The 21,098-nt window shown below is 39.2% G+C and carries 19 protein-coding genes; 15 read left to right on the top strand and 4 right to left on the bottom strand.

The window, feature by feature from the left end; genetic code table 11:
• Positions 1-63: 63 nt before the first annotated feature.
• Positions 64-591, bottom strand: a complete 528-nt coding sequence (locus LT090_RS10810) for an outer membrane beta-barrel protein (RefSeq protein ID WP_068546683.1) — start codon at positions 589-591, stop codon at positions 64-66.
• A gap of 633 nt (positions 592-1,224) precedes the next feature.
• Here LT090_RS10810 and LT090_RS10805 point away from each other — a divergent pair.
• From LT090_RS10805 to LT090_RS10745, 13 genes are all read left to right on the top strand, one after another.
• Entirely contained in the window at positions 1,225-1,557 is a 333-nt protein-coding gene (locus tag LT090_RS10805; RefSeq protein WP_068546684.1) for an SH3 domain-containing protein, read from the top strand.
• Positions 1,558-1,985: 428 nt separating this feature from the next.
• Positions 1,986-2,552, top strand: coding sequence for a porin family protein (locus tag LT090_RS10800; protein WP_068546685.1), 567 nt, complete (start codon positions 1,986-1,988; stop codon positions 2,550-2,552).
• Between the two features lie 36 nt (positions 2,553-2,588).
• On the top strand, positions 2,589-3,143 hold the full coding sequence (locus LT090_RS10795; protein ID WP_068546686.1) for a hypothetical protein: 555 nt from the start codon (positions 2,589-2,591) through the stop codon (positions 3,141-3,143).
• 3 nt (positions 3,144-3,146) lie between these two features.
• Positions 3,147-5,267 (top strand): tetratricopeptide repeat protein, encoded by a 2,121-nt coding sequence (locus LT090_RS10790; RefSeq protein WP_068546687.1) that lies wholly within the window; start codon positions 3,147-3,149, stop codon positions 5,265-5,267.
• Entirely contained in the window at positions 5,267-8,473 is a 3,207-nt protein-coding gene (locus LT090_RS10785) for a tetratricopeptide repeat protein (protein ID WP_068546688.1), read from the top strand. Before LT090_RS10790 ends, LT090_RS10785 begins: the two co-directional genes overlap by 1 nt.
• Positions 8,460-9,239 (top strand): tetratricopeptide repeat protein, encoded by a 780-nt coding sequence (locus LT090_RS10780; protein WP_068546689.1) that lies wholly within the window; start codon positions 8,460-8,462, stop codon positions 9,237-9,239. Before LT090_RS10785 ends, LT090_RS10780 begins: the two co-directional genes overlap by 14 nt.
• On the top strand, positions 9,232-9,699 hold the full coding sequence (locus LT090_RS10775; RefSeq protein ID WP_070795960.1) for a hypothetical protein: 468 nt from the start codon (positions 9,232-9,234) through the stop codon (positions 9,697-9,699). Before LT090_RS10780 ends, LT090_RS10775 begins: the two co-directional genes overlap by 8 nt.
• Before the next feature lie 100 nt (positions 9,700-9,799).
• Positions 9,800-10,450, top strand: coding sequence for a MotA/TolQ/ExbB proton channel family protein (locus tag LT090_RS10770; protein ID WP_068546691.1), 651 nt, complete (start codon positions 9,800-9,802; stop codon positions 10,448-10,450).
• Between the two features lie 14 nt (positions 10,451-10,464).
• A complete protein-coding gene (locus LT090_RS10765) occupies positions 10,465-11,028 on the top strand; it encodes an ExbD/TolR family protein (RefSeq protein WP_068546692.1) in 564 nt (187 codons plus the stop codon).
• Positions 11,025-11,591, top strand: a complete 567-nt coding sequence (locus LT090_RS10760) for an ExbD/TolR family protein (RefSeq protein WP_068546693.1) — start codon at positions 11,025-11,027, stop codon at positions 11,589-11,591. Before LT090_RS10765 ends, LT090_RS10760 begins: the two co-directional genes overlap by 4 nt.
• Positions 11,588-12,532, top strand: a complete 945-nt coding sequence (locus LT090_RS10755) for an AgmX/PglI C-terminal domain-containing protein (protein ID WP_082897182.1) — start codon at positions 11,588-11,590, stop codon at positions 12,530-12,532. The genes LT090_RS10760 and LT090_RS10755 overlap by 4 nt, the downstream gene beginning before the upstream one ends.
• Positions 12,533-13,064: 532 nt before the next feature.
• Positions 13,065-13,352 carry a GIY-YIG nuclease family protein gene (locus tag LT090_RS10750; RefSeq protein WP_068546694.1) on the top strand — a complete coding sequence of 96 codons (288 nt, stop codon included), beginning with the start codon at positions 13,065-13,067 and terminating at the stop codon, positions 13,350-13,352.
• 254 nt (positions 13,353-13,606) lie between these two features.
• Positions 13,607-13,894: a GIY-YIG nuclease family protein gene (locus LT090_RS10745; protein WP_068546694.1), complete on the top strand. Its 288-nt coding sequence runs from the start codon at positions 13,607-13,609 to the stop codon at positions 13,892-13,894.
• A gap of 377 nt (positions 13,895-14,271) precedes the next feature.
• Here the strand turns inward: LT090_RS10745 and LT090_RS10740 are convergent, their stop codons facing one another.
• The 3 genes from LT090_RS10740 to LT090_RS10730 form a co-directional block, all read right to left on the bottom strand.
• A complete protein-coding gene (locus LT090_RS10740) occupies positions 14,272-15,132 on the bottom strand; it encodes a universal stress protein (RefSeq protein ID WP_068546695.1) in 861 nt (286 codons plus the stop codon).
• 140 nt (positions 15,133-15,272) lie between these two features.
• Positions 15,273-16,124 (bottom strand): universal stress protein, encoded by an 852-nt coding sequence (locus tag LT090_RS10735; RefSeq protein ID WP_068546696.1) that lies wholly within the window; start codon positions 16,122-16,124, stop codon positions 15,273-15,275.
• Between the two features lie 194 nt (positions 16,125-16,318).
• The gene (locus LT090_RS10730; RefSeq protein WP_068546697.1) at positions 16,319-17,230 is read right to left on the bottom strand and encodes a hypothetical protein; all 912 of its coding nucleotides are present in this window, start codon (positions 17,228-17,230) and stop codon (positions 16,319-16,321) included.
• A 2,207-nt stretch (positions 17,231-19,437) separates the two neighbouring features.
• On the opposite strand from LT090_RS10730, the gene LT090_RS10725 reads away from it, so the two are divergent.
• Both LT090_RS10725 and LT090_RS10720 read left to right on the top strand, forming a co-directional pair.
• A complete protein-coding gene (locus LT090_RS10725; RefSeq protein WP_068546698.1) occupies positions 19,438-19,830 on the top strand; it encodes an HvfA family oxazolone/thioamide-modified RiPP metallophore in 393 nt (130 codons plus the stop codon).
• A gap of 696 nt (positions 19,831-20,526) precedes the next feature.
• Positions 20,527-20,910, top strand: a complete 384-nt coding sequence (locus tag LT090_RS10720; RefSeq protein ID WP_068546699.1) for a response regulator — start codon at positions 20,527-20,529, stop codon at positions 20,908-20,910.
• Positions 20,911-21,098: the final 188 nt, after the last annotated feature.

The following is a 21,098-nucleotide window of genomic DNA, read 5'->3' as shown; positions in this document are numbered from 1 at the left end:
GCTATCAGTGGGCTTGTGTGTTTTTTGCTTTGTTCGAATTTGTATTTGAATTTTTATCTTAGTTTAGAACGCGTACGTTGCGCCGAAACCAAATGTGCCGAACTTAGCGTCGCTGATTGAGTAAGCCATCACCTCAGTGTTAATGCTTAAGTTATCAGTGATTGTGTATTCTATACCTGAACCGAAACTGGCACTGGTTGTGTCTTGTGTGTATGAACCGCCGCCATCAGTTGTGGTCGTGATTTCAACATTAGAAACACCGGCAAGCATATAAACAGAAAACTTATCGCTCATTTTGTGACCTAATTTTAAGTAACCACCATATAAACCATCAAGCTCTTGAGAATAGCCGTCATAATCTGTTTCAGACAGTGATTGACCAACACGAAGCTCCGTTGCGATGTGTTCATCAAATTGATAACCAAAACGTACGATTGCGTTAGAGAAATCAATTTCATCTTTACTGTCTTCATTAAAGTAACCATGAGAAATGTTTGCGCCAACGTAAATATTTGGTTCTTGCTCTGCCATTGCCGGTGCTGCTATAGCCGCTGTTAGGGTCAATGTTAATGCAGTAATTAATTTTTTCATGATATTTATCAATCCTTTAATATGATATTGAGGAATCTTATTTGGTTGTAAGGTTTATCTGTATTTTTTACTGTGGTTAGTATAGGTCGACGCCCAAATATTAAATAGATGTTAATTGTTAATAAGGTTAACAATTTGTAACTCGAGAATTATTATAAAACAGATCGGGGGTAATCCAATAAAAGGTGAAATAAATGGCGAGTAAGTTTGGCGTATTGTGAGTGGTGGCGAAAAGATTTAGCGTGTTGTTAGCCGTTATTATTCGCGGATTTATGCTGCCTTAAGTGCATTCGCTGTTTTTTTGCATAAATGCTATTTTATTCGCTATTTTTGCTTTTTTATTTAGTTTAAAGCTGTTAGATTCATTCATTAATGTAAATATTAGGTTAACACTAACGTTTTTGTTATTTAGGCATGGCTCTTATATTAGAAAGCGGTTAATAAATACATAGTAAAAAAATAGTTAAATGCGTTGTTAGAAATAAAGTTAAAAGCAATGCAGTTAACGAATATTTAAGCAGTGTTAACTAACGCTTAGATGAAAAGTGTCGATAGAATTTCGCATTAAAAATGCAGAAAAAGTAAAAATAAGATAATAAAAAATATAATAATTTATATAAAGGGATTGAACCAATGCAGTTTTTCAAATCAATTGTAGCTGGCATCGCTATGTTTTTAACGTTAGCACCGCTACATGCCGCAGAACAAATCAAAGTGCAAGTTGCTGCCCCCTATGTCGATATGCATTCAGGTCCAAGTAGCGACTACCCTAAATTTTATGTTGCCGAAAAAGGTGAGTGGATCACCGTTGTTGGTCGCCGTACAGGTTACTTTAAAGTGATCAGTGCTGATGGTACTGGTGGTTGGGTAAGTGATGCCAATATGGCGAAGACCGTTGATAGTCAAGGTAACGCCGTTGTTATTACCTCCGGTGGTATTAAAGGCATATTAGAAAAGTTTAAGTAAATCCTGAGAACGTAATTGAATTCAAAAGATCCTGAAACTAGTTCAGGAAATCGAATTGGGTTCAGGAAGTCGAACTGGGTTCAGGAAGTCGAATTAGGTTCAGGAAGTCGAATTAGGTTCAGGAAGTCGAATTAGGTTCAGGAAGTCGAATTAGGTTCAGGAAGTCGAATTAGGTTCAGGAAGTCGAATTAGGTCCAGGAAGTCGAACTAGGTTCAGGAAGTCGAATTGGGTTCAGGAAGTCGAATAAGGTTCAGGAAGTTGGATTGGGTTCAAGAAGTTGGATTGGGTTCAAGAAGTCGAATTGTATTGTTCTGGCTAAGGCGAGAACGATTTAAAGAATAACAAATTAATAAATAGCCGGCGCAACGCAGGTTTAACTAATAAGAATAAAAAGATCACCAAGGTGGTGATTTGTAGGAGCAAAAACGTGAAAAATGTAACGGCAAAAGCTTGTTTACTGGTCGGTTTAATGGCTTGTGGTACAGCAATGGCAGAGCAATCAGATTTGATTGAACCAATTATTGAAACTCAATCAACAAACGTAGACATTCATTCTGCGGATTGGGAAATCGGTATCTTTGGTGGTGCAGCTAATTTAGATGGCGGTACAACCCATGGCGTATTTGGTGCACGTTTAGCCTATCACTTAACGGAAAACTTTTTTGCCGAAGCTTCGTATTCTGTAACAGGGCATGAGCCTGAAGTGAAATATTTAGACGGTGTTCTGGGTTATAACTTTCACAGTCAGTTATTTGTTTCAAGTGATTACCGTTTTAACACGTCACTGTTTTTTGTTGGCGGTGGTGGTTATACCGAACTTGAAAATGGTAGTGAGTTTAAAACGATTGTTGGCGGCGCTGGTTACCGTGTGATGCTTGACGATAAATTTTCAATGCGCTTTGATTTACGAGGTCACTTACATCACCAGCTTGATAATGATGAAGAGTGGGCACTCGATGCCGTAGCAACCTTAGGCATGGCTTATTATTTCTAAGTTGGTAATAAGTTAACGCAAGATAAAGGTAGCGATATGAAAAATATAATAAATACTGCGAAAACAAACCAAACTGCTGTTATTAAGTTGATAACGGCGCTAATTACGGCAACGATCACCACGTTTTCACAGGTAAGCATTGCTGAAGAAGCAACGAGTGAGCAACAATTACAAGCGTTGAAAACCGATATGGTTGACATCGCTGCTGATATTCAATTGTTAGAGCAGAAAATGTTTTACCCAGATTCTGAACAAGTTGCAGTTTATTTAAAAGTAAACTCAGCCGGAACATTTAATGTCACTTCAACCAAAGTGTTTATTGATGGTGAAGAAGTTTCTCTAAGCAAATACGATGAGCAACAAAGCTCAGCGTTAAATCGAGGCGGTGTTGAACGTCTTTATATTGGTGACGTTGATGCGGGGCCGCATACCATTACCGCAATATTTTCTGGTGTTGATGGTACCGGCAGTGCAACCAAGCGTGCATTAACCCATAGCTTTAACAAACAAGTGGAGCCAGCAGTCTTTGAATTGAGTATTAGCTATTCACAAAGTGCAATGACGCCAGTTGTTTCATTAAATGAGCTGTAATATATGAGCCGTTCATTTAATTCTTCAAAATCACCCTTTGCTGACAGTGTTAACTGGGCTAGCGAAATGCGTTTAAGTCGCATTAGCCGTTCGTTGCGCGCAGCAGGGATCAGCATGGCGTTTGCAATAAGCGGCGCAAGTGTTGTACTTACAGCAAATGCCTACAGCGCTGAAGCAGAGCAAGCGCCGTTATCCAAAACCGCAGTGGAACAAACAGAAGTAAAAACGACCAAGCTGAAAACAGGTAAAGGCGTCGCGATATATAACTATTTGCAAGACGATTACTTTCAATCGTTAACCGAATTGGTGCTGCTCGAAAAACAAGGTGTTGCCCTTGATGATAAATCTAAGCTTCTTAAAGCCGGTTTAGAGTTGCACTTTGAAATGGATAATGGTGCGGGTCAGATTTTTGCTGAGCAGTTGTTAGATTCGGCAAAAACTTCAACCGATCCAGCCTATAAAGATTTTGTATTTTTTCGTTTTGCCAAAGCACTTTATAAAAAACAGCAATACAACAAAGCCAATAAAGCGATTAATCAAGTCGGCGAAAACTTAGCGGCAGAATACGTTGATGAATTTTATTATTATTCGGCGCAAATAGCCCTTCGTATAGACGATTTACCTGCGGCAAGAGCGGCAGCGGCAAATATCAGCGAAGGCTCTATTTATCATCGTTATTTAGCGTTTAATGTAGCGATGGAGTTGTTGCAACAAAGTGAAAAACAAAAAGCCATTGATGCCTTAGCGGTCGTGGTGACATTGCCTGGCGATAATTCTTTGCCTGCTGGTGAGGGCGAAAGTGAAGCTGACGCCGATAGCCAAAACGTTAGCACGCAACCGGTTGAAATTACCGACGAGATTGAAGCATTAATTGACCGAGCAAATTTGGCCAAAGGCTATTTGCATATTCAACTTGATCAAAACGATGAAGCGATTGAGTGTTTTAAACGCATTTCAGCCGATTCATTAGATACTGAATCAGCGTACTTAGGTTACGGTTGGGCAATGGCGAACAAAGGTGACTTTGATACCGCACTTGCCGTTTGGCAAAAACTTGGTGCAATGCCATCAAACTCTACCTTTGTACTTGAAGCCAATATTGCTCAAGGATATGCCCACGAGCAGCTTGACGATACCGACAGTGCCTATGCTGTTTACAGCAAAATGGTTGACCGTTTTCAACGTCAACAAACTTCCCTTGATGATGAAATTGCCAAATTAGCATCCGATGAGTATTTGATGTCATTGCTTGCCGTTGAAGAAGCGCCGGTAGTTTACGATGACAATGGTGAAGTGATTCAAGCACCGCAAAACTTAAAAGGTGGCAAAGTTACCTTTAACGTGCCAAAAGACTTTAACAGTTATGATGTGGTTGCTTCAAACGAGTTCCAACACAATCTTGAAGACATTAATGATCTAAACGTCATGCACAATACTTTGATATTGCTGCAACAAAAAAGCGATGAATTAGCGAAGAGCTTTTATCAGCAAGATTTGAATGATAAGGCAGCAGTCACTGCCGCTACGGTTAAATCGCCAATTGAAAAGCAGCAAGAAATTGAACTTCGCCAGGCACAAATTAATGAATTAGAACGTCAATATCGAGCGCTAGATAGCCAGTTAAACCAAACCGCGTTTGGTTACGTTGGCAAGTTATTCACCAGCGATCCGGTTATTGGCAATCGCAATGAATTGACCAGCGTTTATCAACAATACATAGCGTTAAAAGCACGTGTTGATGCAACCGGCACAGGCCCTGAGCAAACCGCGTTGAAACTGCGCCTTGATAGAATTGCAGGTTCATTGTTATGGCAAATTGGCGATCATTATCTTGATCAAGAAGGTCGCACGCTTAAGCAAGCAAACATTAATTCGTTAGCGAAATTACAAGAAAACCGAACCCTTGGTTTATCGCCAGTGTTTGATATGCAAACCAGATTGTCAGAAAAAATGGCAACGACTCGTGGCTTACAAAAACAATTGTTAATGCAAATGCAAGAGCAGTTAATAGCCGGGCTCAATGAGCAGCGCAGTGATTTAAGTGATTATATGCAAAAAGCGAAAATGGCCATTGTACGCATTACCGATGATGCCTTTATTAAACAGCAAGGAGGAGAAGAATAATGAAAAAATCTATTTTATCTCTTTCGATTAGTCGTTCATATGCTCGTTCATTTGGCCGCTCAGTTGCCGCGGTGGCAATGTCGTCAATGTTACTGTCGGGTTGTATTTTAACTGATGAGAACTACGACGAAGAAGTGGTTGCTAAAAGACAGCGTAGCGCCACAATTGGCGATGTACAATTGCAACCTGCAACGGGTATTAAAGCTGATTTGCCTGAAATGTCATTGACAGAAATAACTCAATCTTACGAAACGTTATTACTCGAAGTTGAAGACCCTGCAGTACAAGCTGAACTTAAACAGCGTATTGCGGTATTAAAAGTAATGCAAGGTGAGCAGTCGCAGCTTGACGGTGAAGCCAATAACGACGCTTATTATGGCGGCGCTATCACCGCATTAACTGGGTTTATTGATGACAATCCAGGAGCAGAGGGCAACGATAAGTTATTGTATCAATTAGCTAAGGCTTATGATTTACAAGGCGACAGCGCCAATACGTTAAAAACAATTGACCGTTTAAATAACGAATTTCCAGAAAATCCTTATTTGCTGGAAGTGCATTTTAGACGTGCCGAAATTTTATTCTCTGATCAGCAATATGCAAAAGCATTAACTAGCTATCAGGTTGTCACTGCCACAGAAGATGATAACCCTTATTATGCTATTGCCCTTTATATGCAAGGTTGGAGTTACTTTAAATTAGAGCAGTACCAACAAGCGTTGATCACCTTTAGTAAAATTTTTGATAGCGCTATGCCTGATGATGTGATGACTGATGTTCATACATTAGAGGAATTATCGGCAGTGTTGCCATCAAGAGATAAGCAACTTGTTGAAGAAACCTTTACGGTAATGACATTGATCTTTTCGGCAACGGAAGGGGTGGACAGTTTAACTCGTCATTACATGAATATGGGCGAACGTCCATATGAGCATTTAAGTTACGCCGAGCTTGCCGATTACTATTTAAGTAAGCAGCGTTATAGCGATGCTATTGGTGTATACAGTCGTTACATAGAGACCCATCAAGACGATGAAATGGCGGTAATTTTTGCCATGGATAAGATGACAGCAATGCGTCGTGGTCGTTATGTTACTGAGCTTAAAGACGAGAAAGTGGCCTTTGTTGACACTTATAAGTTTGCTGAAGGCTCTCAACTTGCTGAAGGCTCTCAACTTGCTGAAGGCTCTCTACCAGCTGATGACTCTCAACCAGCTGATGGCTCTCTACCAGCTGAAGGCTCTCAACCTGCTGAAGGCTCTCAATCTACGGGCGGCATGCAAGAAACGCCATATTGGCAAGGCAAAGACGGTTTAGTTCGTGAAAAAGCAACGCCAGTATTAATGGCGCTTACGCAAGAACTCGCACAAAATGCCCATGCAAATGCTCAGCAACAAAAACGATTATTAGCGTCAAACAATACCAATGCCCAGCGCACAAAGGTAAATACAGCTTATAGTGAAACGGCACGTTATTATCAAATGTTTTTAGCAAGTTTCCCAGGACACATCGGCGCAAGCACGATGAGTTTTTATTTAGCGGAAAGTTACTATGAAATGAGCGACTATGACCAAGCGGCAAAATACTACGAAAGTGTTGCCTATGCTGGCAATGATTCAACCCAAGCGAATACAGAGCCAACAGTAGAGGGGACGGACGCTGGTGAAACGGCCGCGACTGACAGCGAACTCGATCCAGAACTTCTTGCTGAGTTTAATAAAGATTACAGCGCCGAAGCCGCCTATGCGTTAATTTTAACCTACGATAAACGCATTAAATCGGCAGAAACTCAAGAGCAAAAACAACGCTTAACCAATGAACAGAGCGATTATAAAACACAATTTATTGCTAGCTATCCAAATGATAGCCGTGCAGCCAGCGTGCAAAGTGATGTGTTCCAACAGTACTTTAAATCTGGCGATCACGAAAATGCGATTGAGTTTGCAACGGCGGCACTCGCGATGCCTGAAAACTTAACCGCAGAGCAACGATTATCGGCACTACTTGTGATTGCACATAGTCAGTATGCAGAACAAGATTATGCCGCGGCTGAAGAAAGCTATAAAACTATCTTAGCGTCATTGGATAAAAACGATCGACGTTACAAAGATATGAACGATAGATACGCTGCAAGTATTTATCGTCAAGGTGAAATTGCTGCCAACAGCGATCCTGCCGATTTAGATTTAGCGACTAAGCACTTTGCCAGAGTCATTGAGCTTGCGCCTGATTCTAAGATACGAATCAATGCTCAGTACGATTTAGGTACACATTTGTTGACCCAGAAAAAGTACAAGCAAGCGATTAATCAATTTTCTGATTTTAGAACGCGCTACCCAAATAATGAGTTATCAAAAGATATCCCAACAAAATTGGCCTTTGCATTCCAACAAACGGGTCAATGGGAACAAGCCGCGAACTACCTGAAGATGACATGGTCGGTAAATCCTAAGTCACAAGACACCCGTCAGATGCTTTGGTTATCGGCTGAAACTTATATGAAAGCCGGTAATAAGAACCAAGCAATGCGTGCCTATCGCAGCTACGCTCATACTTACCCGATGCCATATTCAACGGCATTGGAAGCTAAGTTTATTATGAGTGAGTTTTACAATAAAGACTCAGAGCAAAGCTTGACCAAAGAAGGCGATGAGTACAAACGGAAATTCTGGCTGAAGAAAATTGTCGAAGCAGATAGTAAAGCGATAGGCGCAGAAAGAACCGCACGCTCTCGTTATTTAGCCGCGATGTCTCAATTAGTCTTTGCCGATGAGAAAATGATCGCCTTTAGACGCGCCAAGTTAACCTTACCGTTAAATCAATCTTTAGCGAAAAAACGTGAGTTATTAAACACCACACTTGCAGCATACAACCAAGTTGTAGGTTACCAAGTTGCCGAGTTTGCAACCACGGCAAACTATCGAATTGGTGAGGTGTATCGTCAACTAGGTAAAGATTTATTGGCTTCAGAGCGTCCGAAAGATTTAGATGCATTAGAGCTTGAGCAATATGAAATACTGCTTGAAGAACAAAGCTTCCCATTTGAAGACCAAGCGATCGCAGTGCATGAAACCAATGCACAGCGCACGCAAGGTGGGGTTTATGATGCATGGGTAAAACGTAGCTTTGCAGCGCTGGCTGAATTAATGCCTGGTCGATACAACAAGCAAGAGCAAATTGTGGAGAATATTAATGAAGTTTATTAATCAATTGCGAGTACCGGCTAAATGGTTGCTTGCAAGCTCAGCAATTACCTTAGCGGCGTGTTCATCATCACCAGAGATTGTTGAAACCGAAGCTGCTAATGCAACAGATACAACTGCTAATCAAGCCGTTGAAGAAGTTGTAGAACAGACGATGTCTGATGCGGAAAAAGCCGCGCAAGCTAAGCAACAACAATTGGCAGCGTTAAAGGCCGCTCCAAACGCCTATCTTGATAATGCGGCGCCTGTCGACGCGAGTGTTAAGCAAGCGATTAACGCAGCGGTTACCAATAAAAGCTCTACTGATTTAACAGCACTTGCAGAGCAACATCCAACGTTATCGGGTATTCAAGTATATCTTGGTGATATTGCCCTGACTGAAAACAATGATGAAGCAGCCAAAGCGCACTTTAGTCAAGCCGTTGCGATAAACCCAAATAACTACTTTGCTTATAACCGCTTAGGGTTACTACAACGTAAATTAGGCGAATTTGAACAAGCCAAAGTAAGTTACCAGGCAGCCATTGCAAGCTGGCAAGGTTTTGCGCCTGCGCATTTAAATCTAGCGATTTTGAACGACTTATATATAGGCAACAAAGCAGACGCGTTAGCAAGCTATGAAACCTATGAGTTGTTGACCAATGGCGAAAACAAGAAAGTAAAAGGCTGGATCAGAGATTTAGGCCTTCAGCTAAAACAAATTGCTCGCCAAGAAGCGGCAAAGGTTGCCGCTGAAGCAGAAAACAATCAGGAGAATGGCGGTGAATAAACCTAATTTTTCGAATCTGTTAGTGTCAAAAAACTCAGTGCTATTTGCATTAAGTATTAGTGTGTCTGGTTTGTTTGTACCTATGGCGGTAGCGCAAAGCGAACAAGCTGAAGAAACTAATGTTGAAGTTGCTAACTCTGAAGTTGTGCATGAAAACATGGCCAATGCAGAAGATTTAATTGATGAAGATGGCAGTGGCGAAACCGATGATGCCGCGTTAGCCGATGAGCAAGCACTTAAAAATGCTAAGCCTAAGCGCGCTGTGATCACGCTTGAGTCAACCATTGTCGGTGATAAAGAACAACCTAAAGTGTTGTCAATTGTGCCATGGCAGAAAGCGGATCAAAAACCGGTTTCATCGAAGCCAATTAACAGCAAAATTGAAATGACATTTAAGCCGATTGAAGTAGAGAGTTTGCAGCGCGAGCATGCATACCACGAACAATCAAAACAGCAATAGCATTTTTAGCTTTATAAGCTAAACAGAATTAATTTTTAACCGAATTTTTAACCAAATTTTTAACTTTATACAAAACATTATAATAAAAAGGTAGGACCCTATGTTTGATACAATTATCCGTTTTTTCCAAGAAGGTGGCACCTTCATGTTTCCAATTGCCATCGTATTAGCAATTGGTTTAGCAATTGCCGTTGAGCGTGCAATTTACCTATTTAAAATGTCTAAGCAAAATGGCGCTGCGATGAATAACATCACGCCAATGCTACAAAATCTTGATTTTGACGGCATCGCAAAATTAAACGATAGCGCGGCGATTTCACAAATCTTCAAAGCGGGTGTAAATCGCATGCAGCAGACACCACGTCGTGATGAAATTGAATTTGCAATGGAAGAAGGTGTAATGGAAACATTGCCGCGTTTAGAAAAACGTACGTCGTACTTAGCAACGTTAGCAAACATCTCTACCTTGTTAGGTCTACTTGGTACTATCATTGGTCTGATCGCTGCATTCTCTGCCGTAGCAAGTGCTGATCCTGCTGAGAAAGCGTCATTATTATCACAATCAATCTCTGTTGCGATGAACACAACAGCATTTGGTTTGATTGCAGCAATTCCATTATTGCTTTGTCATTCAGTCTTACAAACTAAGACAACTGAAATCGTCGATAACTTAGAAATGGCTGGTGTGAAATTCTTAAACATCATTAGCAAAAACAACACTGTTGCTGCTAAATCACGCTCTACAGATTAATTTAGGTAGATATTATGTTAAGAAAACCCCGTATCAAACGTCAGGAGGCTGAGTTAGACATCACGTCATTTATGAACTTGATGATCGTACTTGTGCCTGTGCTTTTGATGATGATGGTATTTTCACATATTACCGTTCTCGATCTTAAGTTACCTGAGTTGACTGATCCAGCCTTGCAGGCTGAGACAGATAGTGACGAGGTAAAACAATTAGAAGTCATGGTTCGCAAGGATCAGATTGAAGTGTATTACCCGCAAACATATTTGCTAAAAACCATACCTTCAACTGCCGATGGTTACGATTACAAAACTTTAGTGGCAACATTGAAGCAAGTGAAGCAATTATTAGCACAGCAGGGCATTGAAAAACGCGATTTATCGTTGTTACTTGAACCAGAAATCGATTATCAAAGTATTGTCACTTTAATGGATAATGCCCGCTCTTATAAAGCAGTTGTGGCAGCGTCAGTGGTTGATGCTGAATTGTTTCCTGATATCTCTTTAGGTGATGCGCCAAACGTTAAAAATGCTGAACTAGTAGAAGCCGTGGGGCAAGCAAGCCAAGGAGGTTCTCAATGAAGCAGTCTGTAAGAGCCAAGCGTATGGCGAGACACCATCAGCGAATGAATAAAACCTCTAAGCTGAGTTTAGTGTCATTGATGGATATCTTTACCATTTTAGTTTTCTTCTTAATGGTAAATGCCTCAGATGTGCAAGTGTTGCAAAACAACAAAGATATTAAGTTACCTGAGTCTTTATCTAAAGAGGCTGCTGAAGATAATTTGATGTTAACTATCAATCGCAAAAATGTGATTTTACAAGGTCGTAAAATTATCAGCGTTGAAGAAGTGGTAAATAGTGAGTCGGTCGTTATTGAAAAACTAACCACTGAACTTGAATATCAAAAATCAAAACGTCCTAATTTAACTCAATATGAGTTAGAAAATGGCCGTTCGATTAATATCATGGCGGATAAGAGTGTTGAATATGCATTATTGAAAAAAATCATGCAAACATCGGCACAAGCAGGATATACCAATATCTCATTAGCAGTTGAGCAAATGTATGGCGCAAGCGATGAAGAAATCATCGAGCAAAATAGCAATGCAGCAGCTAATGACGTGGAGGCAAATGCATCGTGAGTAAAATCGATAAAAATGCTATGCCAAAATGGAATGCTGCAGAAGATAACAAAACCTTTAATCGTATAATTGTTGTATTTTTAGTCGCAACGCTTATTTTTACTTTTATCGTATCGATCGTGACTTTACCGGAAAAAACTCGTGAAGAGATTGAAAAAATCCCTCCGCAGTTGGTAAAAATACTTGAAAGAAAAGTTGAAGTTGTGCCGCCAGAGCCTGAACCAGAACTTCCGCCAGAGCCAGAAGTTGTCGAAGAAGAGAAGGTTGAAGAAGAGGTCGAAAAAGAGCCAGAAGTTAAGCCTGAATTAAGCGAGCAAGAAAAACAGCAAAACGCCAAAGAGAAAGCGAAGAGCTCTGGCTTGTTAGCTTTATCTGACGAGTTGAGCGCGATGCGTGAAACGGTTGATGTTGATAAGCTTGGTAAAACTGAGCTGATGGAAGGTGCTGGTGAAGCTGAAACTACAGAGCGTGTTTTGTTAGGTGGCAAAGCGACAAGCACCAGTGGTGGTGTTAAAAGCTCAAGCTTATCGTCAGATGTTGGCGGTGGCGGCGAACTTGAAGGTCGTGATACAACAGCGTTTACTGCAAAAGTAGCAACTGAAGGCGGCGCTGATGAAGTCTCAGAGCAAACGGCATCTGAAATTGCTAGCGGTAACCGTACTACTGAATCGGTACGTCAGGTATTTGATAAGAACAAAGGTGCGATTTACTCAATCTATCGCCGTGCTCTTCGTCAAGACCCAGGCCTAGAAGGTAAAGTAGTCGTGTCATTGGTGATCATGCCAAATGGTAGTGTTAAAGATGTGAAAATCATCAGCAGCGATATCGACTATGATGACTTTGCAAGCAAACTAATTGCTCGTATTAAGCTGATTAACTTCGGCGCCATGGATGTGAATGAAATTGAAACGAAATACACTTTCAACTTCTTCCCGTTCTAAGATAAAGCAGCGATAGGAGTTAGGTTCTAAACACAAAAAACGTCGGTAATTCCGACGTTTTTTTATGCCTGATAGATCTGTAATCAGCAAGTTATTAAGCTTTGTATATAATGGGCTCTATTTAATGGACTCTGAGACCAGTATTATTGTGATGTATATAGTCGAATCGATTCCAGTATTAATGGAATTATTCTTGATATTCGAAATCATTCCTCGACTTTCTGAAGCATACTTCGATTTGCTGAACCACACTTCGACTTGCGGAACCAAACCGTGATTTGCTGAACCAAACCGTGATTTGCTGAACTTGTTTCAGTATCGGTCTGGCTTGAGAAAAGACCCTGAAATAAATTCAGGGAGTCGAGATAGAGAGTTAAATTACAGAGCTAAACCTAGATTTTCTGAACCCAAATTAGACGTGCTGAACCAAACCTAGATTTGCTGAACCAAAATTCGACTTGCTGAACTTGTTTCAGTATCTCATGAAAAAGCATCTATACTTTGGATTCAATCAATTGAAAAGGAATTCAATATGAACAAAGCTGCGATATATATTCTCACCAATAAACCTAATGGAACTCTATATATTGGAGCGACCAGTAATTTAGAAAATCGAATTGACCAACACCGTTTCAAAGTTACCGGAAGCTTTTCTAAAAGATATAACTTGGACAAATTAGTTTATTTCGAATTGTTTGATACATTCTATGATGCGCTTACGCGAGAGAAACAGCTCAAGAATTGGCGCCGACAGTGGAAGATAAACTTGATCGAGAAGGTTAATCCTCACTGGGATGATTTGTGTAATACGTTGATTTAGTTTATTGAGACCCTGAAATAAATTCAGGGAGTCGAAATGGTGCTTGTGAATTCTTCTGAGACCCTGAAATAAATTCAGGGAGTCGAGATAGAGAGTTAAATTACAGAGCTAAACCTAGATTTTCTGAACCCAAATTAGACGTGCTGAACCAAACCGTGATTTGCTGAACCAAAATTCGACTTGCTGAACTTGTTTCAGTATCTCATGAAAAAGCATCTATACTTTGGATTCAATCAATTGAAAAGGAATTCAATATGAACAAAGCTGCGATATATATTCTCACCAATAAACCTAATGGAACTCTATATATTGGAGCGACCAGTAATTTAGAAAATCGAATTGACCAACACCGCTTCAAAGTTACCGGAAGCTTTTCTAAAAGATATAACTTGGACAAATTAGTTTATTTCGAATTGTTTGATACATTCTATGATGCGCTTACGCGAGAGAAACAGCTCAAGAATTGGCGCCGACAGTGGAAGATAAACTTGATCGAGAAGGTTAATCCTCACTGGGATGATTTGTGTAATACGTTGATTTAGTTTATTGAGACCCTGAAATAAATTAGGGAGTCGAAATGGTGCTTGTGAATTCTCCTGAGACCCTGAAATAAATTCAGGGAGTCGAGATAGAGAGTTAAATTACAGAGCTAAACCTAGACTTGCTGAACCAAACCGTGATTTGCTGAACTTGTTTCAGTATCTGTCTGGCTTGAGGAGAGACCCTGAAATAAATTCAGGGAGTCGAAATGGTGCTTGTGAATTCTCCTGAGACCCTGAAATAAATTCAGGGAGTCGAAATGGTGCTTGTGAATTATCCTGAGACCCTGAAATAAATTCAGGGAGTTGATTAAGGTTTAGGATACGATAAGTTGACGTCGTGGGACGTAATGACGGAAACACTGTCCATAAACCTCGTATTAAGGCTTCAGCGCCAACACATCGGTTTTTAATAAGCTCAAGATGCTCTCAGCGGTATTACCGATGATCTTCTGCTCAAGACCTTTTCTGCCCACTGTACCGGTAACAACAATGCTGGCCTTGCAATCTGCAGCCACAGACGTGATCACTTTGTCTACTTGGCCGGCTTTGATATGAATATTGTTAATATCAATGCCAAAACTCGTTGCAATGAGCTTGAGCACATCACCAAGATCCGCACGATAATCAGATTCCATTTTCTCTTTGTTGTGAATGCCTAATTTGCGAAGGATCGGAGTAATCGGCACTGCATAGCATACGTGTAATTCTGTATTTAATTGCTTGGCTAATATGCTTGCGTGCTCCAATATCTTTTCATTAAGTTGCTTCTTGTCTGGCATCAATGTTTCAATATCAATGGTTGCCAGTACAGTATTTGCTTTATGCCATTTTTTGTTAGCGGCTATGTACACCGGAGCTGGACATTCTCTTAACAAATGCCAATCCGTTGGCGTATAAAAGAGCGCTTCACTGCGATGGCCTGTTTTGATGACCATTGTCGGTTTAAAGTCGGTCACATATTTATTAACCCAAGGCGCAACGTTCTTTTCCCAAACCGTTTCAAAATCATAGTCAGCAACGCCTTGTAAGGTGTTCACGAGTTTATTCGCGGCAATTTCATGGTGATCTTGAACGATGCGCGCTTTCGCTTCTTCAATATCAACCACGCCGCGAAGGTTGTGATAGCAAAAACTGACGATATGTAATTTTGCTTTGTAGGCTTTGGCTAAATCTGCTGCCTGTTTAATGGCAGTGTAATCTTGTTCTTGTGAATCGTTAATGACTAAAATTGTGTTCATTGTTTTGTCCCTCTCACTGTGTCTGTTTGCGTGAGTATTTGTGAGAAAATCTAAGCGAGATAGCTAAATGAGCTTTAATTAAGTGGATCTGACCCTACTTATTTTGCCCTATATGTTTGTGTTATCGTGCTCATGCCACGTTAGGGTTTAAGCACCATTACGTTGGTTTTTAATAGACCAAGGATTTTTTCTGCGGTGCTACCGAGTAATTTTTCTTTTCGTCCAACGGAACCGATAACCACAATGCCTGTGCGAAGTTTGGCAGCTGTTGATGGGATCACTTGCTCTGGTTTACCGGCTTTTATGTGGAAGTTCTCGACCGGTATTTGGTATTGTGCGCTAAGCTCTGCGATAACCGGCGCCATGGTTTTCTCAGTTTCCACTTCAACTTCGTCTTTGTATTGCAAACCAAGATCTCTTAAGAACGTTGAAAATAGTGGGGTGTAACATACCTGAACGTTCACATCGAGTTTAGTAGCCAACTCTTTTGCTTTGGCTAAAATGGTATGGTTAAGTGCCTGTTTGTCTTCAATTTTGGTGCTTAAATCCACTGCCGCTAAGATGTCATCGGCACGCTTCCATTTTTCTTCCGATAATAAAAACACCGGAGCAGGGCAATAACGAATAAGCTGCCAGTCAGTTGGCGTATAGAATAGTCGCTCACTGCGATGGCCGGTTTTTAATACCATAATTGGATCATGGCTTTGGCAGTAATCAATGGTCCATTGGTCTACGTGCTTTTCCCAAACAACTTCATAAGTATAACGATTGTTATTGGCGTATTCGGCCAATTGGTCATTCGCTTTTTCGTCAAGTCTAGCAAGAATGCTTTGTTTAAACGCTTCACCTTTTGCTCTTAAACCACGTAAATCTTCATGGAAAAAATAGACAACGTGCATGGTTGCATCATAAGCTTTAGCTAACTTGTCGCCTTCACTTATAGCGATATTCTTTTCAATACTTGCATCCGCGATAACCAATATCTTGTTCATAGCTCACCTGAGTTTTATGTTTATAGTCTAAGCATAATCACTTTTTACAAGTTCGGTTTGATTTGAATCATATTTTTCAATAAAACCAGGTCGTTTGTTAGCAATTTATTTACATTTTTTAAGTGCGCTTAAATGCCATTATAAGGATACGATTTTTAGCTCGATTTAAGCTGTTCATAGCAAGTAATGTCTTGTTATATCACGGTATAGTCGAAAACCTTTGAAGTAATTTTTACGGTGCCTTTGACATTGCCTTTTTCAGGGCTTAAATCATTGTTATTAGGTTCATGGACAATGATAGGGACGCGTTGTCTATTGCCTAGTTCAATGCTTTGCTTAGAGCCATTGCTAGAGCGTTGTTCAGAACCGCACTTAGGACCGTTTTCAGAGCCTAAACCACCCTGATAAATCGCCTGTTTTCTCGGTCTGCCAGGCTTCATCTTGGTAAAGTAGAAGTTATGGTTTAACGCTAAACTTCGCAAAAATTGACTGTCGCCAATAGGGAAGTTATGGCTTAGACGTTCAGTAATAAAATCGCTCAACGTTTTAGAGTCAATTAGTGTACTTATGCTTTGATAACAGTTCTTGCGATTAAGCTTGTCATCGGCGAGCATCAAGTAGATAGGGTGGGGACTAACATCTAAACACAAATCATTTATCTGATGCTGTGCATTTTGCCCATAGCTCGACCACGGATAGTCGATGAGTTGGTGGCATATGCCACTGACAATCGGCGCATACTCGATGTAATGCATCGCTGATAGTAAAAATTGCTTAGGCTCTATGACTGATGATTTATGCCTTCCTTGGAACAATGAACCCGTGCGCTGATATCGTCGATTAAAGTACTTAACATAACTGCTACTCACTACCTGCATTAATCGACCTATGCTGTCTTCATCACTTGGTGTTAATAATAACGTAATGCGATTATCCAATAAAACGAAGGCATGTAGGGCTATCTTAGTTTTATTTATGCTTGCATTAAGTATTGTGATGTAGGTGTTAAAGTCATTGGAGCAGTAAAAACATGATTGTAAGTTATTGCCACATACTTGTATTAAGTGCGGCATATTAGCGATGTATAATCTTGGTTTGCGTGGCATGTGAATTCCTTTTCATTTGCATTGTAAGTTGTAAGTTGTAAGTTATAGCGGTGAGTAACTGCTAATTTATGGCTAAACTCTTTAACCCTAGTTATATTGGCGTTGTCCCTATTCAACAGCGGTTTAATATTTATAGTTTTTTTTGAACCTATGTAGAGAATGCTTGAGGTCGATTAGCAATAGTATTACCCCATCCATAGGGTATTAATTACTATCTACAACACCTCAATTTCTCCGAAACCTAGTAAACCTGTGGTTTCTGTTTTGCTATCCATAGCAAGGAATGATCGGATCCTTTTGATCAACCCTTTGTCATGGCATTTTGTCGCTTCTTTCTATGCTTTAGCGTCTGCCTTGTTTACTTTAGCTTAGCTGTTACAGAAGTAGCGCTATTTGAATGCTATGACTGCCAGTATCCTGGCGTCCTTTATGCTCCCTGCATATAACTCAATCCATTGAGCTTTCTCCTAGTTAAACGTTACTCCATTAACGTTTTAATTCACTCCGCAGTGGTTAATTTGTAAAATTAGTCTCCGGAGTAGAAATATGGTCATCATTAATATTTGCGAATAGATATTTTCCCCAGATTTTGACTATTCACATGAAGATCCCTTCGAATTGCTGATTGATTAGCTACAAGAGTTTCAGAGACAGACTGAGATTTTATTTGGGTAAATAGAGAGATACGCTTTCTGCGCAGCTGCAGTTCACACACTAAAGATTTGCGAACACGAGTCGGTAAAAAGGAAGTTGTTCTCGAGTTAAAAGAATAGAAACGTCCATGTTTGTTCATATTGCCTCCTGCAAATAGAAAATGTTATTTAAAACCTTAAATAAAACTAAAGTAAAAACTTAAATAAAACTAAAGTAAAAACTAAAGTAAAACCTAAATAAAACCTAGGTAAATAGTAAACCAAACAGCGAGCAGCAGATATGGTTTTACGCAAAGTAGTTGATTATAAAATTTCTATACACAGGGCGTGCATGTGGAGATGAGCATTGCTGCAAAGTTAAAGGTAATGCTTTTACTTCTGTCCTTATTCCTTGATTACGCTACATGTTCCTACATGTACGTGTTAATGCAAAATAATCTATATCAAACCATCGATATTAATAAATAAACTACCCATATTAAGAATTAAGAGCATTTTAATTAAGAACATTTTACAGTAACTGCCGCTGTTTAAATTGCTAGCTAATTGAATCCATATTGAACTGAATTAGTAGTCAATTTTAACCTTGCGATAAGTTAAAATTTAGACCTTAATTTCGATACCTGCAAATAAAAAACTGATTAATTTTTTAAGCTTTGATAATTCAAAGAGTTAGCGTTTTTAATAAGTGAATAAAATGACGTGATGCATTTCATCTCTTATGATTTCCTTGCTGCATGCAAGGAAAATCCGGGGATTCGAAGCTAAGTGGAAACTCTAGGGGGATACAGAACTTAGTATAATTGGCCTACTTGTTGATAAAGTCGGCACGACTATTCGCTTTAATTAACGTGGCTAATATGGCTGTTAAGAGTGGTACTTATAGCGCGGATAAAAAGGGGACGGATCTAACATGAAAGTTCAATGCAATGCGGAGCATAATTTTGTAACTATTTTTGCTAATCATTTCAATTGTTTGAATGTACTATTCAAAATCTTTTAATAAATCACATTGACAATTTTTTCTGATCTAACACACTTTAAATGTACTTCAATTTTAAGCCTGTTAAATTGAGTGCGGTCTCACTTAAATGGATTTTATGAGATTATTCCCTTGCTCACAATCTCCCTTTATTGAGAAACCGGTAATGTTATTAAACGTGCCAGGGGGCTTTTGAGTCGAAAGCTAGGCATTTTCTGTTTCAGTTAAGGATGACTGTATGCTTAATAACATTACCATTTTTATTATTTTCTTACGTATTTTTATCAGTTGTTAAAGAAATTTACTCATAAAAATGAGCTGGTTTATGATCAAAATTGGGGCGGGTTTTGTACTATATTTACTATTAGAACTATTTGTTTTCATTGAAAACTTGCTAAATTGTAAATTAAGTGAAATATTTTATAGGTATCCTTGGTCTTACTTAATAACCATGGACTTGGGTGTTTAATGGTATTAACGTCGTAATAATTAGTACAACCAGTCACATAATTATTTGCGCAATTATTAATGAAATTATTTCAGTAAATATTACAACAAGCAGGAAGAAAATTATGAAACAATTAAAACACTATTTAACAACGTTAGCCCTAGGCGCTCTTGTTTTAGGACTAATGGCATCAATGCCAGCGAAAGCTGAGACTAACCCATTTGAATCACAAACTGTTGTTACTTCTTCAGAATTTGATGCAGAAAAAGAAAAGTCAAAATGTGGCGAAGGAAAATGTGGTGAAGGTAAAGAGAAGCACAAGTGTGGTGAAGGCAAGTGCGGTGAAGGCAAGAAAAGCAAATGCGGTGAAGGCAAGTGCGGCGAAGGCAAGAAAAGCAAATGTGGCGAAGGCAAATGTGGTGAAGGCAAGAAAAAAAGCAAATGCGGCGAAGGCAAATGTGGTGAAGGTAAGAAAAAAAGTAAGTGTGGCGAAGGCAAATGTGGTGAAGGTAAATAGTAACGTAACCTAGTTTTACTAAAATTCACAACACACACTAGATAAAAAAGCAGCGTTGAGCTGCTTTTTTATTGCCAGCAATATTAATTAGCAAAGTAATGAACACTGAAAATTGCACTTTGCTAACGACCGACAACGAAAACATATCCGTTTTTAATTAATTACCCAAATATCACTACCCAAATAGCACTGCCCAAATTTAACGAGCCAAATTGAGCTATTAGGCACTACAAACCAACGGCAAATGCCACGCACTAAGCGTTACTACTTTTATTAGAGTGGATGGTGATAATTTTATTGTTAAAAATGTGTTAAATTTTCATTTCAAAAATGTTCATTTTGAGCACTAATTTGGTGCGTTTAAATAATATTTAAAAATAAATAAATTGATCTATATCAAACTATTTCGCATTCGTGTATTATCCGCGCAAATTTTCTATTCGAGAGTATTATAATGTCACACGATAACTTTAAAGAATCTACTTCTAAACGTCATTTAGCAATTGCAATTACAACTATGTTAGCAATGCCGTTACTACCAATGCTTATGGGTTGGTATACGTTCGCTAGTTAAGTGATATCGTATTGCTCTAATAAAGAGCTAAAATTTTTAGTTATCACTTATAGTGTTTAATAAGTTAACTTAAATACTTGTTAAATAAAGATTTTGGCAAATAGTGAAATAAAGGAATTCCTATGACTAAGCGTATTTTAATTGTTGAAGATAATGCCGCTGTGATGGCTTATTTAGAACAAACGCTAACCAAGAATGGTTACACAGTCACCACTGCAATAAATGGTTTAGATGGTTTTAACAAAGCACAAAAACAAGACTTTGATTTGTGTATTGTCGATCATTTAATGCCGTTGATGAATGGCCTGCAATTTGTAAAAAATATGCAGTCGTTATCAACAACAAATAGCCCGAAATTGATATTTTTATCGACTCAAGACTTGGCTGTTGTGATGCAACATCCAGAATTGAAATTAGTGGATAAAGTATTATCAAAACCAATCAGTGAAACTGACTTGCTTGTTAACGTTTCAGCTGTATTGGCAGAGCAGTTAGCGACTGCTTAAAATTAGATAAAAAATTACCGAGTTGTAATCATCAATATTTGTTCAGACGTGAGCAAATATTGATCTAATTTTCTTCCTTTTCGATATTGGCCCTGTCGATGTCCGATAATATTCTGATAAGTTACAAATGTGACTATAAAATTGAGCCAAGATCTATTATTCTATTAGTTAACTTATTTAAATAATTA

The sequence above is a fragment of the Thalassotalea crassostreae genome (assembly GCF_001831495.1).
Taxonomy (GTDB): Bacteria; Pseudomonadota; Gammaproteobacteria; order Enterobacterales; family Alteromonadaceae; genus Thalassotalea_A; species Thalassotalea_A crassostreae.
Note: the sequence above shows the minus strand (reverse complement) of the source record. Positions and strands in the feature narration are given on the sequence as shown.